Source organism: Cohnella cellulosilytica (assembly GCF_042431195.1).
In the GTDB taxonomy this organism is placed as follows: Bacteria; Bacillota; Bacilli; order Paenibacillales; family Paenibacillaceae; genus Cohnella; species Cohnella cellulosilytica.
The window spans coordinates 24,717-41,752 of record NZ_JBHMDN010000011.1 but is presented as its reverse complement, the minus strand read 5'-3'; the positions used below and the strand labels follow the sequence as shown (position 1 = coordinate 41,752).

Sequence of the window (17,036 nt, the reverse complement as noted above, 5' to 3'; positions counted from 1 at the left end):
GCCGTCAGTTATCGTCTTTTTCCCGGCATGCTACAGAAGACCGAAGCTCCAACTCGCGAGTTTGCTCCGCTCCATTAAGTAAAGCGCCGCTGCGGCTCGAAGCCGAATTCGCGCTGCATTCCTTCCATGGAGTAGATCGGCTTGCGCTCGTGCCCCGGCTGGCGGAAATAGGACAGGTCGCAAGGTGAGCCCCGCTCTCCGAAAGCGGCGTTCAGCGCATCCGTTACGGGAGCGCGGCAGCTGGCCTCCGGGCCGACGACGTTGCAGATGCGGACGCCGGGCTTGGGAGGAGAGGCCAGTACGCTGTGCAGCGCGCCAAGAATATCGGATACATAGACGTGCGCCAGCTGAACGAAGGGGAGTGTCGCCGGCGTATCGGAATCGGGGAGCGTCCATTGTTCGTCTACGACCGCTCCGAACCGCAGATTGACGAAGTCGGCGTCCGGATGGGAGCGGTAGAAATAGCGGGTCAGCTCTTCGACGGTCGCTTTGCTGAAGCCGTAAGCGTCCTCCGCAAGACAGGGATGGTCGTCGGGAATCGGCAGCTCGCTTGGCATAAAGTCCGGAGACAGGCAGCCGACCGCGGCGATCGAGCTGGCTGTAATCAATTTTCGGCATCCCCGGTCGAGCAAATAACGATAAAGCCGCCTTGTCCCCAGCACGTTGACGGACAACCCGTCTTCCTCCGAGCATCCCCCAGTTACCGCGGCCAGATGGACGACGGCGGAGATATCGTAACGATCCAATCCGCGCAAATCCTCGAACCGGTCGAACGAGCCCTGAACGAAAGGGATATCGTCAAATGGAGCTCTCCCCCGCGACAAGCACACGATGTCTCTCTCCCGATGCAAAGCAATCGCCAGCTCTTTTCCGATAAATCCGCTTGTTCCAGTAATCAATACGGTCATGTGGTCAGGTCTCCTTCGAAATCAACATCAGGCTTGCTATGAGTAGAGTGTATCATCTTAAGACCGGCACAGGGAGAGGGGCACCGATATTTCAAATTAAGCCCACACCCAGAGAGAGCATATGCCGACATTTCAAATTAAGCCCACACGCAGAGAGAGCATGTGCCGACATTTCGAATTAAGCCCACGCGCAGAGAGCATATGCCGATATTTCGAATTAAGCTTCGGCGCAGCGAGCGAGAGCGAGCAACCATAGGCGAAGAAAGCCGACCGAGCGGATTTGCAGAAACCGCCATTTTTCGCCCAGCGTATGTTTTGTTTTCGTTTTCAATGGAATTTACGCCGTTAATCGGCCGGAAGAGAATGTAAATTCCGAACAATACCTTGTCTCCCCTCTGTCGTTATACGTAAATAATCGTTGACAGGGGAGATCATTCCACCTAGAATATGGAATGGACAAACAACTGAATAATCTTTTCGTATAATCCCGGGAATTGGCTCGGGAGTCTCTACGAGGTCACCGCAAATGATCTGTCTACGAAAAGGGAAAACAAGCCCGAGGGCGGCATGCGTCCTTTGGAATACTTTTCCCGGTTGTGCGGAACCTAGAAGAGAAGTCTTCTGGGTTTTTTATGTTTGGCTTGGGTTCCAATTCATTCAAATGTTGAAGGGAGAGTTTATGGAGACATGGAAAGTTTCTTTAAGCTGAAGGAACTGGGAACGAACGTACGCACGGAGATCATGGCAGGAATTACGACCTTCATGACGATGGCTTACATTCTAGTCGTTAACCCAGGCATTTTATCGGGGGCGGGGCTGTCTTTCGAGTCCGTGTTCCTGGCTACCGCGCTGGCGGCCGGTATTTTCACGATCGCAATGGGCTTGTTCGTTAACTTTCCGGTTGCGCTCGCTCCGGGGATGGGCCTGAACGCTTTCTTTGCGACCACGGTCATTACCTCCAAGGCGACCGGCCACGAGATTACGGCGGAGATGGGTTTGGCGGCCGTATTCATTTCGGGTATTATTTTCTTCATTCTTACGGTGACGCAGGTGCGGCAGATTCTGGTCGTGGCCATTCCGGATGCGCTGAAGCATGCGATTACGGTCGGTATCGGTTTGTTTATTGCCATCGTAGGCATGAAAAACAGCGGCCTGATGTCGATCATTACGTTCGAGGACGGCAGCACGCTGCTGACGATGGGGCATTTGAAGGACCCTTCGGTATGGCTGACCATTGTCGGCTTGGGTATTATCGCCCTGCTGATGGTGCTGCGCGTTAAGGGCGCGATCCTGATCGGTATGCTGATCATCACGCTGCTCGGCGCGATTCCGGCAGTGGATCTCGTTAACTTTAATACGTTGAAGGAAGCAAGCTGGGCGCCGAACTTCGGCGAGCTGAACTTCTGGCATATGGATTTTGCCGATCTGTTCACGACGGGCTTGCTGACGGCGATTGCTACCTTTACTTTCGTTGAATTGTTCGATACGTTCGGCACATTGGTCGGTACGGCCAACAGAGCCGGATTTTTCAAAAATAAAGAAGAAGGCAACAAAAAAGTCGGCAAAGCGATGTTCGTGGACTCGCTCGCGGTCAGCGGCGGCGCAATGCTCGGCACAAGCACGGTTACGGCTTACGTGGAAAGCTCCGCGGGCATCGCCGAAGGCGGACGCTCCGGCCTGACCGCGATTACGACGGGCGCCTGCTTCCTGCTCGCGCTGTTCCTGCTGCCGCTGGCGCTGTTGATCCCGGGACCGGCGACGAGCGCGGCTCTGATCATCGTCGGCGTGCTCATGGTGCAATCGGTCAAGGAAATCGACTTCACGGATCTGGTCATCGGCATTCCGGCGTTCCTGACGATCACGATTATGCCGTTCACGTACAACATCGCCAACGGGATTTCGTTCGGCATCGTTTCTTATGTACTGCTGGCGTTCGTCACGAACCTGGCCGGCGACAAAAAGCACAAAATCCATTGGCTCATGTGGGTGCTGTTCGTCATCGTTATCGCGCGCTACGTATTCGTAGGCGGAGAATAATCGCGTTTATGAGCCTTCGCGGGCTCATGGCATCAATCAACCCCGCTTCACTTCCGAATCGTCGGAGGTGGGGCGGGGTTTTCATATGCGCAGAAAAAGGACTCGGCTCGTCGCATATGGTACAATGGAATTATTGAGAATCATTATCAATTGGTGGAGGGTTTAATATGAAGAAGCTTCCGGCTCGCGGACCGTCGGCCAGAGGGGGCGGGATACGATGATCGGATTAAGCGCGGCGCAGCCCTGGACGCCCGACGAATGGGAGGCCGCTCTGACGGTATGGGAGAACGCCTCGATCGCCGTTCTGGATATTCGCCATCGTCTCATAGAGCCGGGTGACGCCATTCGAGATTACTCGCTTCCGGCGCATGCCCTGATCGTCGCATTGAACGGTCCGTGCTCTGTATCTCTGGGTCATGACGCTTATTTAATGGAACGTTTTGCCGTGCTCCATGCTCCCAAAGGTGTGCCCCTGACGATTGAGCCGATGGAAGGATGGCTGGACTTCTATCTGATCCTGTACAAGGCTACGCTGAATTCGGCCTGCCTTCCGGAAAATCGCCCGTTCGAGGGTTATAAGCCGCTGCAGCGGCCCTGCGCCATTAACGTGGCCAATCCGCTGTACTACATCCGTTGCTGCAGCAGCATGCACGACCGCTGGCAGCGGCCTCACGCCCGCCGCAAGCTGCACGCCTTGACCGGATTTTATCAACTCGTTAGAGAAATCGGCCTTGATCTGGAGCAGGACCGTTTGGCGGCGCTGCCGCCGGACTATGTTCGAATGACCCAATCCTACATGGAGCAAAATTATGATTTGCCTCTGACCGTGCAGGGACTTGCCGAAGCGCTCGGGATCAGCGCCAGCCAGTTGAACCGGTTATTCAAGCAGCGGTGCGGCGCGGGACCGCAGGAGTATTTGAAGGAGGTGCGCTTGCAGGCGGCCAGGCAGTACTTGCAATTGTATCCGGTCAGCCTGAAGGAGGTCGCTCACGCTACCGGCATCTGCGACGAATTTTATCTTAGCCGCCTGATCAGGAGCCGCTTCGGCATGACCGCGGAGCAGCTTAGGAAGAAATCCACAAACGGCATGCACGATTTCTTCATGGAGCAAACGGACCAAGCCCCCTATACTGTTACTAGATTCGATAATGAGAATCATTTTCATAACAGAGGGGAAACCATCATGCTGAAAAAACTGCAACACAAGATGCTGCTTACCGCCGCCGTCAGTTTTATGCTCGTCTCGTCCGCCTGCGGATCCGCGAACAATGCCGGCAGCGCCGATAACGCCGCCCAGGCCAGCCCGACGGCAGCCGGCGCTTCCCATAGTCCGTCCGCCGCGGCTTCCGAAACACCCGCCGCCAACGCTACGCGCACGGTGAACACCGAGATGGGGGAAGTCGAAATTCCGCTCGATCCCAAGCGCATTATCGTGCCGTTCGTTCAAGGGGACTTGATGGCGCTGGGCATCAAACCGGTCGGCACCTCCTTTAACGACGACGCCGTATTCGAAGAGGAGATGGGTGACACTTCGATCGGCATTCCATGGGATTTGGATTTGGAAGCCGTCATGGCGTTGGAGCCGGATTTGATTATCTACGCCAATGCGGAAGAGTACGAGAAGCTGAAGCTGATCGCGCCGACGGTCATCATTTCCGATTTGTACAGCATGGAGTCGCTGCAGAGATTGCAGCTGCTGGGCGATCTGGTCAACCGCAAGGACAAGGCCGAGGAACTGGTGAAGCAATTCAAGGAGAAAGTGGCCGACAGCAAAGCCAAGCTGGAGCAGGCCGGTCTGCTGGAGAATACCGTATCGTTGTTCGAATGGAAGGAAGCCGGCGCCGTGACTGTGTTCGGCAACAAATACGGGCGAGGCGGAGAACTGCTGTACAGTTATTTGGGCATGAAGGCGCCGCAGCGCGTTCAGGAAGAAATTATCGATCATCCGGACGATCCGCGATTATTGGTGCTGTCGATGGAGGTTGTGGCGGAATACCAAGGGGATTTTATTTTCTCCGATGAACTGGTCGTTAATTTGGAAGGCAATCCCGTCTGGGAAAGTCTGGCCGCGGTCAAGGAAGGTCGGTTGATCCAGACCAGCAGCGGCATGTTCTGGTTCAACGACATCCTCTCCATGAACGCGCAGCTGGATTTCATTACGACCCGCCTGCTCGAAGCGGCCGGGCGCTGATGGGGAACAGCCTATGACGCAGTCGCAGCATTCGGCCGGACGCTCGCAAGGCGGCCGGCTTTTCCCTTTGTACATGACGGCAGGCGCGCTTATGCTGTTGGCTGCCGCAGCCGCTTCCGTGTCGTTCGGGGCAGCCGATATGAACCTGGCTACCGCATGGAGCGCCGTATTCGGCTTTAACCCCGACATCAGCGAGCATCAGGTGATTCGGGCGCTTCGGCTTCCGCGAACGTTGGCGGGAATCGTAGTCGGAGCCAGCCTGGCGGTATGCGGGGCGGTGATGCAAGGAACGACCCGCAATCCTCTGGCGGATTCGGGATTGATGGGCATCAGCTCGGGAGCGTCATGCGGCATCGCCATAAGCCTCGCTTTTTTGCCCGGGGGACCATATCTCACGCAGATGATGTTCTCGTGCATCGGAGCCGCGTTGGCAACGTCCTTGACTTACCTGTTCGCCTCCGCCGGAGGACGCGGCATGACGCCGCAGCGGCTGGTGCTGGCTGGACTGTCGATCTCCATGCTGTTCGGGGCGCTGACGTCCGCGATCGCGATCGAATACCGGATCGGCAAGGCAATGATTCATTGGACGTCCGGTTCCACCGCCAGCATCAGTTGGATCGAGCTGGCCGTCGCGATGCCTTTGTTCGTGATCGGAATCGGGACGGCTCTCGCCATCTCCCGTTCCGTTACTTTGCTCAGCATGGGAGACGACGTCGCTTCCGGGCTCGGCCTGCAGGCGCGGCGCATCCGCTTGATCGCCACGCTGGCCGTCCTGCTGCTGACCGGATTGGCCGTCGTCATCGTTGGGCCGATCGGCTTCGTCGGCCTGATCATTCCGCATCTGGCGCGCTTCTTGATCGGGGCCGATTACCGCTATATCATTCCGATGTCCGCGCTGTACGGAGCCGGGTTCCTCGTTCTGGCGGATCTGTTCGGGCGGCTGTACAATCGTCCGCAGGAGACGCCGCTCGGCATCATTTTCGCCGTCATCGGCGTGCCGTGCTTCCTATATATCGCCCGCAAGATCAGGAGGGAAAAGCAATGAAGGTGAAGCAAGCTCGCGGGTGGAGCGTTACGTTGGCATTCTCCGTCCTGTTGTTCCTGCTCGTGCTCGTCAGCCTGAATACCGGCAAGATGAGCCTGAAACTCGGAGAGATCGTGGAGGTTTTCCTCGGAGCGGCCAGCGAGCGCAACGAAACGATCGTCTACCAATTCCGCATGCCCCGCATCGTGCTGGCCGCCCTTGTCGGCTTCGGAATGGGCGGAGCCGGAGTCGTTCTGCAAACCCTGCTTCGCAATGACATGGCCAGCCCCGGCACGCTCGGAATCAGCGCCGGAGCCGGACTGTTCGTCATGCTGGTCATCGCCGGGCTGCAGATCACGGCGCTTCCGAACCGTTATCTGCTTCCCATCCTGGCTTTCGTCGGCGGCATCACCTCGGCCATTCTGATCTTCCTGCTGGCCTACCGCCGTCATGCCGAAGTGTCTCCCACCGGGCTGATTCTGACCGGGGTAGCCGTAGGCACCGGCTACGGAGCGTTGACGCTGATGATCACTTTGAAGCTGGACGACAATCAGATGGAATTCGCCCAGCGCTGGAACGCGGGCAGTCTGTGGGGGGACGACTGGAACTACATCGGCATCATGCTGCCTCTGGTCGCAGGCATCTGGCTGTATCTGTACAGTCGGTATCGGATTCTGGATCTGTTCGCGCTCGGTCAATTGCTGGCCAAAGGATTGGGCGTGCGCATCCGTTACCAGTTCGTCTCTCTGGCGCTGGCCGCGGTCGCTCTGTCCTCGGTCAGCGTGGCGTTCGGCGGCAGCTTCTTCTTCGTCGGACTGATCGCTCCGCACATTGCGCGCCGGCTGTGCGGGGGCAACCATGCCTGGCTTCTGCCGGCCTCGTCGCTGGCGGGAGCGCTGCTCGTGCTGGCCGCGGATACGCTGGTCCGCTCCTCGATCGCCATTGTCGGCATTCCGACAGGAATCGTCATTACGCTGATCAGCGCGCCATATTTTTTATATTTGCTGACCCGAATAAAATAAATCGTCTGTTGCGGTCCGATTGCCGCAAACGTTTTGAGCAAAACACGAACATTAATAATAATTCTCAATGAAAGCGTTCGTCTTTGTTTGACAGTCCCCCCTGCTCTGGGGTACACTTAGAAGCGTCAAGAAGCGAAAGGACTTTGTCGAAAGTTTGGCAAGGCGCCATGCGCGTATAGGTCGGGAATCGGCCCGAACGTCTCTACCCGGAAACCTAAATTTCCGGACTACGCGGCAATCGCAGGCGGCATGGAATAGAAGCGCGGACCAAACGGGGTTCGGGCTTTGTCTTGTCGTCGTTACGCGCTGTTGCGGAAGAAGTAGAGAACGAAGGTCGATTGGGGAATACTGAGGGTATTCCCGTCGATCTTTTTTTCATTTCAGGAAAAGAACAGAACGCAACCGGGGAAGGGTGGAATCATGTCGTCACTTGTCGGCGTCATCATGGGCAGCACGTCGGATTGGGAAACGATGAAGAAAGCGTGCGAGATTCTTGAGGAGCTGAACATTCCTTACGAGAAAAAAGTCGTCTCCGCGCATCGGACGCCGGACTTGATGTTCGAATATGCGGAAACCGCGGTCTCCCGCGGCCTGAAGGTCATTATCGCCGGCGCCGGCGGCGCCGCTCATCTGCCGGGTATGGTCGCGGCCAAAACCGTCCTGCCCGTTATCGGAGTGCCCGTTCAATCGAAAGCGTTGAACGGGCTGGACTCGTTGCTCTCCATCGTGCAGATGCCGGGAGGCATTCCGGTGGCGACGGTGGCCATCGGCGCGGCCGGCGCGACGAACGCGGGCCTGCTCGCGGCGCAGATCGTCGGCGCTTTCGATTCAGAAGTGCAGGCCCGCGTGGCCGCAAGGCGCGAGCGCATTACGAGCGACGTGCTGGATAACGCGGAGCTGCCTTCATGAGCGGAGGGGATAACGTGAACAAGCTCGTGAATCTGTTTGACGGAGAGGGCATGGCGTGCGACGAGTTTGGCTGCGCCGTCCCGGGCCAGGCGAGCGAGGAAGCCTCCGCTTCGGACGGAGCGGGTGACGGGCAAGCGGCCGAAGCGGCGTCCGGGAGCCGGAAGGCGTCCAAGCGGCAGATTCTGCCCGGCGCAACGATCGGCGTGCTCGGCGGCGGGCAGCTTGGCCGCATGCTGGCGCACGCCGGCAGCCGTCTCGGCTATCGGTTCGTGACGCTCGATCCGACGCCGGACAGCCCTAGCGGGCAGACGGCGGCGCAGATCGTGGCGGCCTACGACGACCGCGAGGCGGCCAGGGAGCTGGCGCAGCGCTCCGACGTCATCACGTACGAGTTCGAGAACGTGGACGCCGGCGTGGCGGAGATGCTCGAGCGCGAATCGTACGTGCCGCAGGGCAGCAAGCTGCTGTATACGACGCAGCATCGGCTGCGCGAGAAGCGGGCGGTCGAAGCGGCGGGGGCGCAGGTGGCGCCTTACGCCGAGATCGAGAGCCTGGACGGCTTGCGGGAAGCGGCCGCGAGGCTGGGGCTTCCGGCGGTGCTGAAGACGGCGACCGGCGGCTACGACGGCAAAGGCCAGTGGGTGCTGCGGAGCGAGGACGAGTTGGCTCCGGCTTGGGAAGAGGCGGAGCGGAGCGGTACGCAGCTCGTGCTGGAGAAGTTTATCGTATTCGACAAGGAAATTTCCGTGATCGCGGCGAGAAGCCCTTCGGGAGAAGTGAAGACGTTCCCGCCCACGGAAAACATCCACGTTCATAATATATTGCATCTATCGATCGTTCCGGCGCGCATTTCGGAGCAAGTGCGTTCCGAGGCGGAGAAGCTGGCCGTGTCAATCGCCGAGACGCTTGGCGTCGTCGGACTGATCGCCGTCGAGATGTTCCTGACGGCGGACGGCGAGTTGTACGTCAACGAGCTGGCGCCAAGGCCGCACAATTCCGGACATTATACGATAGAAGCGTGCCGGACGTCGCAGTTCGAGCAGCACGTTCGCGCGATCTGCGATCTGCCGCTCGGCGATCCGTCGCTGCTGACGCCGGTCGTGATGGCGAACATTCTCGGGGAGCATATGAAGCCGCTCTTGACCTGGATGGGCGAGAAGGATGCGGTTGCCGAGAAGCTGGGCGTCGAGGTCAAGGTTCATCTGTACGGCAAGGCGGAAGCGAAACATAAGCGCAAGATGGGTCACCTGAACGTGCTCGCCCCGAATGTGGAGGCGGCGCTGGAATGGATCGCCCAATCGAATATATGGAGGGTTTAATTACACATGTTAGAACGTTATAGCCGTCCCGAGATGCGGGCGATCTGGACCGAACAGAACAAGTTCCAAGCCTGGTTGGAGGTAGAATTGTGCGCCTGCGAGGCGTGGGCCGAGCTGGGACACATTCCGCATGAAGACACGGCGGCGCTGCGCCGGAACGCGAAGTTCGATATCGACCGCATTTACGAGATTGAGCTGGAAACCCGCCACGACGTCATCGCCTTTACCCGCGCCGTATCCGAAAGCCTCGGAGCTGAACGCAAATGGGTGCACTACGGCCTCACATCGACGGACGTCGTCGATACGGCGATGGGGTATCTGCTTCGCCAGGCGAACGTGATTTTGCGGAAGGACATCGAGAACTTCATCGCGATCCTTCGCGATCAGGCGATTAAATATAAGAAGACGCCGATGATGGGCCGTACGCACGGCGTTCATGCGGAGCCGACGACGTTCGGACTGAAGCTGGCGCTGTGGCACGAAGAGATGAAGCGCAACCTGGAGCGGTTCGAGCATGCGGCCGCGGGCGTCGAATTCGGCAAAATGTCCGGCGCGGTCGGCACGTACGCCAACATCGATCCGTTCGTCGAGCAGTTCGTCTGCGACAAGCTCGGCATCAAGGCGGCGCCGATCTCGACCCAGACGCTGCAGCGCGACCGCCACGCGGAATATATGGCGACGCTGGCGCTGATCGCCACGTCGATCGACAAGTTCGCGACGGAAATCCGCGGCCTGCAGAAGAGCGAGTTCCGCGAAGTGGAGGAACCGTTCGGCAAAGGGCAGAAGGGCTCGTCGGCGATGCCGCACAAGCGCAACCCGATCGGCTGCGAGAACATGAGCGGTTTGTCCCGCGTCATTCGCGGCCACATGCTGACCGCCTACGAGAACGTGCCGCTGTGGCATGAGCGCGACATCTCGCACTCCTCGGCGGAGCGCGTCATTTTGCCGGACGCGACGATGCTGCTCAACTACATGCTGAACCGTTTCGGCAACATCGTGAAGAACCTGACCGTATTCCCGGAAAATATGAAGCGCAATATGTCCCGCACTTATAACGTTCCGTTCTCCGGACGCGTCATGACGAAGCTGATCGACAAGGGCTTCGCCCGCGAGCAGGCGTACGACACCGTGCAGCCGCGCGCGATGCAGGCGTGGGAGGAGCAGCGCGATTTCCGCGACATCGTGGAATCGACGAAGGAGATTACCGACGTGCTGTCCGCGGAGGAGATCGCCGAATGCTTCGATCCGACGTGGCATCTGAAGCATGTGGATACGATTTTCGACCGGTTGGGGTTGAACTAAATACGCGCGCTTGCGGGCGCCGCTAGGAGGCAGCAATGACGACTCAAGCTTTGGCTACGGCCGAAGGGCTCGTGAACGCCCCGCTCATTCACAAGGGCAAGGTCCGGGAGCTGTACGATCTCGGCGAGCACCTATTAATTGTAGTAACGGATCGCATCTCGGCGTTCGATTATGTGCTGGACCCCCCGGTTCCCGGAAAAGGCAGCGTCCTGAACGGGCTGAGCGCATACTGGTTCGAACAGACCGCAGGCTTGCAGGAGAATCATGTCGTGCATACGGACGCAGCGCTGCTGGGCGATGTCCTGAAGGATCCGGAGAAGCTGGCCGGACGCATTATGGTCTGCCGCAAGGCAAAGCGCGTCGACATCGAGTGCGTCGTGCGCGGCTACATTACGGGCGGCGGCTGGCGGCAGTATCAGTCGAGCGGCGAGGTGAACGGTATCCCGCTGGCTCAGGGCCTGCGCAAAAACGCCAAGCTGGAGCAGCCGATCTTCACGCCCGCCGGCAAAAACGACGTCGGTCACGACGAGGACATCCCGTTCGAGGAGATGGCCCGCCGCGTCGGCGCGGAGCTGGCGGAGGCGCTTCGCGAGCGCAGCCTGAAGCTGTACGAGTTCGGACGCGACTATTGCGCCAAACGGGGCATTATCCTCGCCGACTGCAAGTTCGAGTTCGGCCTGATCGACGGGGAGATCATCCTCATCGACGAGCTGTTCACGCCGGACTCCTCGCGCTTCTGGGCGGAGGAGAACTACAAGCTCGACGTCGAGATCGACAGCATGGACAAGGAGCCGGTGCGCGCCTACCTGGCCGAATCGGATTGGGACAAGAACAGCCCGCCGCCATCGCTGCCCGCCGAAGTCGTCGCGGCGACGACGGCCCGCTATCGCGACATCGCCCGCAGGCTGACGGAGTAGTCGACTCGCGAGGAGCGAGTAACGATCCGTCAGACCGTTAACGGAGGCGGAAGCGGCCCGCGAGCGGGAATAACGGTCCGTCAGGCCGTTAACGGAGGCGGAAGAGGCCCGCGAGCGGGAATAACGGTCCGCCAGACCGTTAACGGAGGCGGAAGAGGCCCGCGAGCGGGAATAACGGTCCGCCAGACCGTTAACGGAGGCGAAAGCGGCCAGCGAGCGGGAATAACGGTCCGTCAGACCGTTAACGGAGGCGAAAGCGGCCAGCGAGCGGGAATAACGGTCCGTCAGACCGTTAACGGAGGCGGAAGAGGCCAGCGAGTGGGAATAACGGTCCGTCAGACCGTTAACGGAGGCGCAAGAGGCTCGCGAGTGGGAATAACGGTCGGTCAGACCGTTAACGGAGGCGGAAGAGGCTCGCGGGCGAGAATAACGGTCCGTCAGACCGTTAACGGAGGCGAAAGCGGCCAGCGAGCGGGAATAACGGTCCGTCAGGCCGTTAACGGAGGCGGAAGCGGTCCGCGAGCGAGAATAACGGTCCGACGGACCCCTATTTCGCAGAAGTAGGTACAAGCACAACGTATCCCTCAATGGATCGGACGTATCGCATGAGCAGCAGGATTTACTTTTCACCAGATAAACGTCCTTATAGATGAACCATCCACCAACTTATTATCAGGAGGAACCTCCCCATGAAAGCAAAGGTTTACGTGACGATCAAGCAGAACGTGCTCGACCCGCAAGGGAACGCGGTGCAGGGCGCGCTGCATACGCTCGGATTCAATGAAGTCGGCAAGGTGAGAATCGGCAAATACCTCGAATTGGATCTGGACACGAACGATCGCGCGCAAGCGGAGGAACAACTCAAGGTGATGTGCGAGAAGCTGCTGGCGAACACGGTTGTCGAAGACTATCGTTTCGAATTGGAGGGCTGAGGCGCTCATGAAATTCGCTGTTCTTGTTTTTCCGGGGTCCAACTGCGATATCGACTGTTACAAAGCGGTAGAAGACACGGTCGGCCAAGCGGTCGATTACGTGTTCCACACGGCGACTGATCTGTCCGCGTATGACGCGATTCTCGTGCCGGGCGGCTTCTCCTACGGGGACTATCTGCGCTGCGGCGCCATCGCGCAATTCGCTCCGGTCATGGCCGAGGTGAAAAAAGCGGCCGAGCAAGGCAAGTTCATTCTCGGCATCTGCAACGGGTTCCAGATTCTCACGGAAGCGGGCTTGCTGCCGGGCGCGCTCATTCGCAACAATTCGCTCAAATTCCGCTGCCACCAGGTCGAGCTGAGCGTCGAGAACGCTGCGACCGGCTTCACGAACGACTATAAGCAGGGCGAGGTCATTACGATTCCGATCGCGCACGGCGAAGGCAGCTATTTTGTGGACGATGCGACGCTGGCGGCGCTGAAGGCGAACAAGCAGATCGTGTTCCGCTATGCGGGCGACAACCCGAACGGCTCCGTGGACAATATCGCGGGCGTGTGCAACGAAGCGGGCAACGTCGTGGGCATGATGCCCCACCCGGAGCGCGCGGTGAAAGAGCTTCTCGGCTCCGCCGACGGCGCGCGGATGTTTACGTCAGTATTAAACGCTTGGAGGGAACGCAATGGCGCAGCAAGTATCCGCTAAGGAACCTACGGTCGAACAGATCGCGGAGCAGAAAATCTACAAGCAATTCGGCGTTTCGGACAAGGAGTACGAGCTGATCTGCGATTTTATGGGACGCAAGCCGAACTATACGGAGATCGGCGTGTTCAGCGTCATGTGGTCGGAGCACTGCGCGTACAAAAACTCCAAGCCGCTGCTGCGCAGATTCCCGACCTCGGGACCGCGCGTGCTGATGGGGCCGGGCGAAGGCGCGGGCATCGTCGATATTGGCGACAACCAGGCGGTCGTGTTCAAAATCGAATCCCACAACCACCCTTCCGCGGTAGAGCCTTATCAGGGCGCGGCGACGGGCGTGGGCGGCATTATTCGCGATATTTTCTCGATGGGGGCTCGTCCGGTTGCGCTGCTGAACTCGCTGCGGTTCGGCCGACTGGAGAACGAGCGCGTGCGTTACCTGTTCGAACACGTCGTCAGCGGCATCGCGGGCTACGGCAACTGTATCGGGATCCCGACGGTTGCGGGCGAGGTGATGTTCGACGAAGCGTACGAAGGTAATCCGCTCGTTAACGCCATGTGTGTCGGGCTGATCGATCACGATAAAATCCAGCGCGGCGTAGCCAAAGGCATCGGCAACCCGGTATTCTACGTCGGACCGGCAACGGGACGCGACGGCATTCACGGGGCGACTTTTGCATCCGAGGATTTGACGGCGGAATCCGAGGCGAAGCGTTCAGCGGTGCAGGTCGGCGATCCGTTCATGGAAAAGCTGGTCATGGAAGCGACGCTTGAGTTGATCGACTCCGGCATCGTGCTGGGCATTCAGGATATGGGCGCGGCGGGACTCACTTGCTCCAGCGCGGAGATGGCGAGCAAGGCGGGCAACGGCATGGAGCTGTACCTGGACGAAGTGCCGCAGCGCGAGGAAGGCATGACGGCGTACGAAATGATGCTGTCCGAGTCGCAGGAGCGGATGCTGTTCGTCTGCGAGCCCCAGCACGAGGAGCAGGCTAAGGCGATTTTTGCACGTTGGGGCTTGCACTGCGCGAAGGTGGGCAAAGTGTCCGACGACGGCCGGTTGAAGCTGTTCCACAAAGGCGAGTTGGTCGGCGACATGCCGGTCAAGGCGCTCGTGGACGACTGTCCGGTATATGAGAAACCATCGGCTGTTCCGGATTACTACCTGAAGAACGGCTCGGTAGACACGAATCGTTACGAGCAAGTGCTGGATTTGAACTCGGCGCTGCTTAAGGTGCTCGGTTCGCCGTCCCTGGCCAGCAAAGAGTGGGTCTACAACCAATACGATTACATGGTGCGCACGGAAACGGCGGTTCGTCCGGGCTCGGACGCGGCGGTCGTGACGATTCGCGGTACGCGCAAAGGCTTGGCGATGACGACGGACTGCAACGGACGTTACGTGTATCTCGATCCCGAAGTCGGCGGACGGATTGCGGTGGCCGAGGCGGGCCGGAATATCGTTTGCTCGGGCGCGGAGCCGCTGGCGATTACGGACAACCTGAACTTCGGCAGCCCGGAGAAGCCGGAAGTGTTCTGGCAGATGGAGAAGGCGGTCGACGGCATGGCCGAGGCTTGCCGCGTGCTGGATACGCCGGTAATCGGCGGCAACGTGTCGTTGTACAACGAAAATACACGCGGAGCGATCTATCCGACGCCGGTTGTCGGCATGGTCGGTCTTGTGCATGACGTCGACCATATTACGACGCAAGAGTTCAAGGCGGAAGGCGACGTGATCTTCCTGCTCGGCGAGACTAAGGCGGAGATCGGCGGCAGCGAGTTCCAATACGCCGTTCACGGCGTAACGGAAGGCCGTCCTCCGGAGCTGGATTTGGCGGTCGAGAAGCTGCTGCAGCAGACGGTGCTGGCGGCTATTCAGGACGGCCTGGTCGCTTCGGCGCACGACTTGTCCGAGGGCGGTCTGGCGGCGGCGCTTGCGGAAGCGGGCTTCGGTCGCGGCTTGGGGGCTGATGTTGTGTTCGAGACGAATCTTCGTCCGGACCTGGCGCTGTTCAGCGAGTCGCAGTCGCGGATTCTGCTGACGGTTAAGCCGGAGGTGGAGATGAAATTCGCGCTTCAAGTGACGAAAGCGGGCGTGCCTCTTAAGCGTCTGGGAACGGTTGGCGGCGATCGGTTGAAGGTAAGCGTTGGCGGTCACGATGCGATCGACGCTTCCGTAGCGGAACTGCGCGCGGCATGGTCGCAGGCGATTCCGAACCACATGAGCGGTAAGAACGCATGACATCTAGCGTTGCGAACGGGGGGACAGAAGTGACGCGGCTCTGGACCGGGGATTATTACAACGAGGGCAACAGCAGCAAGGAATCCATTTTCGATAAGGTGCGGGAGGAGTGCGGCGTGTTCGGGGTGTTCGGTCATCCCGACGCGGCCAATCTCTCCTATTACGGTCTGCATGCGCTGCAGCATCGCGGCGAGGAAAGCTGCGGCATCTGCACGTCGGAAGACGGCGCCTTCCATTACCATCGGGGAATGGGCCTGGTCAAGGAAGTGTTCGACCGCGACCGGCTCGATTCGCTGAAGGGGAGCCAGGCGATCGGTCATGTGCGCTATTCCACTTCCGGCTCCAGCCAGCTGGGGAACGCGCAGCCTCTCGTGTTTAAGTATCGCGGCGGCGATCTGGCCGTCTGTACGAACGGGAATCTGGTCAACGAGCCGATCATCCGTAAGGAGCTGGAGGAGTCGGGTTCGATTTTCCAGACGACGAGCGACACGGAGGTTATTGCGCACTTGATCGCTCGTTCTTCCAAGGAGTTGGTCGAGGCGGTCAAGGATGCTTTCCTGCGGCTGATCGGGGGCTTCGCGTTCCTGATTCAGACGAAGGACTGCCTGATCGCGGCGTGCGATCCGCACGGTCTTCGTCCCATGGTAATGGGGCGGCTGGGCGAGGCTTATATTTTCGCATCGGAGTCGTGCGCGCTGGAGACGATCGGCGCCGAGTTCGTTCGCGACGTTCAGCCGGGAGAGCTGCTTGTGCTGGATCGCGGCGGCTTGCGGGAGGAGCGGTTCGCTCCGATGCAGCGCCGGGCGATGTGCTCGATGGAGTACATCTACTTTGCGCGTCCGGACAGCGACATCTACGGAGCGAACCTGCACTCGGCGCGGAAACGGATGGGCCAGATTCTGGCGCAGGAATCGTTCGTCGACGCGGATATCGTGACCGGGGTGCCGGATTCGAGCATTTCGGCGGCGATCGGGTACGCGGAGCAGACGGGCATTCCTTACGAGCTGGGCCTGATCAAAAACAAGTATACCGGACGGACGTTCATCCAGCCTTCGCAGGAGCTGCGCGAGAAGGGCGTCAAGATGAAGCTGTCCGCCGTTCGCAAAGTCGTCGAAGGCAAGCGCGTCGTCATGATCGACGACTCGATCGTGCGGGGCACGACCTCGCTGCGGATCGTCAACATGCTGCGCGAGGCCGGGGCGCTGGAGGTTCATGTGCGGATTACTTCTCCGCCGTTTATGAACCCGTGCTACTACGGCATCGATACGCCGAACCCGGGCGACTTGATCGCCTCCAGCAAATCGGTGGAGGAGATTCGCCGGGCCATCAACGCGGATTCGCTGTATTTTCTGACGGAGAAGGGGCTGCGCGACGCCGTAGGCATTTACTCGAACGAGTACAACAACGGGTTGTGCATGGCTTGCTTTAACAACGACTACCCGACTCCGGTCCGTTTTGAGGATGCTAAGCTGACTTCTTGCAGCTGCGACTGAGAGGCGGCTGGGGGGCTTGAGGGCGGGGCTGGTGGAATAAGCTCGCACC

General features: G+C 59.3%; 14 protein-coding genes and 2 riboswitches. Of the genes, 13 read left to right on the top strand and 1 reads right to left on the bottom strand.

Going from position 1 to position 17,036, the window contains the following annotated elements:
- Positions 1-74 precede the first annotated feature (74 nt).
- Complete coding sequence (locus tag ACFFT4_RS07835; protein ID WP_378046510.1) at positions 75-908, bottom strand: NAD-dependent epimerase/dehydratase family protein; 834 nt, start codon at positions 906-908, stop codon at positions 75-77.
- A gap of 457 nt (positions 909-1,365) precedes the next feature.
- A riboswitch (purine riboswitch) is annotated at positions 1,366-1,466 on the top strand.
- A gap of 129 nt (positions 1,467-1,595) precedes the next feature.
- On the opposite strand from ACFFT4_RS07835, the gene ACFFT4_RS07830 reads away from it, so the two are divergent.
- The 13 genes from ACFFT4_RS07830 to purF all read left to right on the top strand — a co-directional run bounded on the left by ACFFT4_RS07830 (position 1,596) and on the right by purF (position 16,987).
- Positions 1,596-2,945, top strand: coding sequence for an NCS2 family permease (locus tag ACFFT4_RS07830; protein ID WP_378046508.1), 1,350 nt, complete (start codon positions 1,596-1,598; stop codon positions 2,943-2,945).
- A 217-nt stretch (positions 2,946-3,162) separates the two neighbouring features.
- Entirely contained in the window at positions 3,163-5,136 is a 1,974-nt protein-coding gene (locus ACFFT4_RS07825; RefSeq protein ID WP_378046506.1) for an ABC transporter substrate-binding protein, read from the top strand.
- A gap of 13 nt (positions 5,137-5,149) precedes the next feature.
- A complete protein-coding gene (locus tag ACFFT4_RS07820) occupies positions 5,150-6,181 on the top strand; it encodes a FecCD family ABC transporter permease (protein WP_378046504.1) in 1,032 nt (343 codons plus the stop codon).
- Positions 6,178-7,182, top strand: coding sequence for a FecCD family ABC transporter permease (locus ACFFT4_RS07815; protein WP_378046502.1), 1,005 nt, complete (start codon positions 6,178-6,180; stop codon positions 7,180-7,182). The genes ACFFT4_RS07820 and ACFFT4_RS07815 overlap by 4 nt, the downstream gene beginning before the upstream one ends.
- 151 nt (positions 7,183-7,333) lie before the next feature.
- Positions 7,334-7,432, top strand: a riboswitch (purine riboswitch).
- A gap of 170 nt (positions 7,433-7,602) precedes the next feature.
- Positions 7,603-8,091, top strand: coding sequence for a 5-(carboxyamino)imidazole ribonucleotide mutase (purE, locus tag ACFFT4_RS07810; RefSeq protein ID WP_378046501.1), 489 nt, complete (start codon positions 7,603-7,605; stop codon positions 8,089-8,091).
- Complete coding sequence (gene purK, locus ACFFT4_RS07805; protein WP_378046499.1) at positions 8,088-9,410, top strand: 5-(carboxyamino)imidazole ribonucleotide synthase; 1,323 nt, start codon at positions 8,088-8,090, stop codon at positions 9,408-9,410. The genes purE and purK overlap by 4 nt, the downstream gene beginning before the upstream one ends.
- Positions 9,411-9,416: 6 nt before the next feature.
- Positions 9,417-10,712 (top strand): adenylosuccinate lyase, encoded by a 1,296-nt coding sequence (purB, locus tag ACFFT4_RS07800; protein ID WP_378046497.1) that lies wholly within the window; start codon positions 9,417-9,419, stop codon positions 10,710-10,712.
- Between the two features lie 35 nt (positions 10,713-10,747).
- On the top strand, positions 10,748-11,629 hold the full coding sequence (locus ACFFT4_RS07795) for a phosphoribosylaminoimidazolesuccinocarboxamide synthase (protein WP_378046495.1): 882 nt from the start codon (positions 10,748-10,750) through the stop codon (positions 11,627-11,629).
- Positions 11,630-11,947: 318 nt separating this feature from the next.
- The gene (locus ACFFT4_RS07790; protein WP_378046494.1) at positions 11,948-12,193 is read left to right on the top strand and encodes a hypothetical protein; all 246 of its coding nucleotides are present in this window, start codon (positions 11,948-11,950) and stop codon (positions 12,191-12,193) included.
- Positions 12,194-12,318: 125 nt separating this feature from the next.
- Positions 12,319-12,561, top strand: a complete 243-nt coding sequence (gene purS, locus ACFFT4_RS07785; protein WP_372632430.1) for a phosphoribosylformylglycinamidine synthase subunit PurS — start codon at positions 12,319-12,321, stop codon at positions 12,559-12,561.
- 7 nt (positions 12,562-12,568) lie between these two features.
- On the top strand, positions 12,569-13,261 hold the full coding sequence (gene purQ / locus ACFFT4_RS07780; protein WP_378046492.1) for a phosphoribosylformylglycinamidine synthase subunit PurQ: 693 nt from the start codon (positions 12,569-12,571) through the stop codon (positions 13,259-13,261).
- Entirely contained in the window at positions 13,239-15,494 is a 2,256-nt protein-coding gene (purL, locus tag ACFFT4_RS07775) for a phosphoribosylformylglycinamidine synthase subunit PurL (protein WP_378046490.1), read from the top strand. Before purQ ends, purL begins: the two co-directional genes overlap by 23 nt.
- Positions 15,491-16,987, top strand: coding sequence for an amidophosphoribosyltransferase (gene purF / locus ACFFT4_RS07770; RefSeq protein ID WP_378046488.1), 1,497 nt, complete (start codon positions 15,491-15,493; stop codon positions 16,985-16,987). The genes purL and purF overlap by 4 nt, the downstream gene beginning before the upstream one ends.
- Positions 16,988-17,036 lie beyond the last annotated feature (49 nt).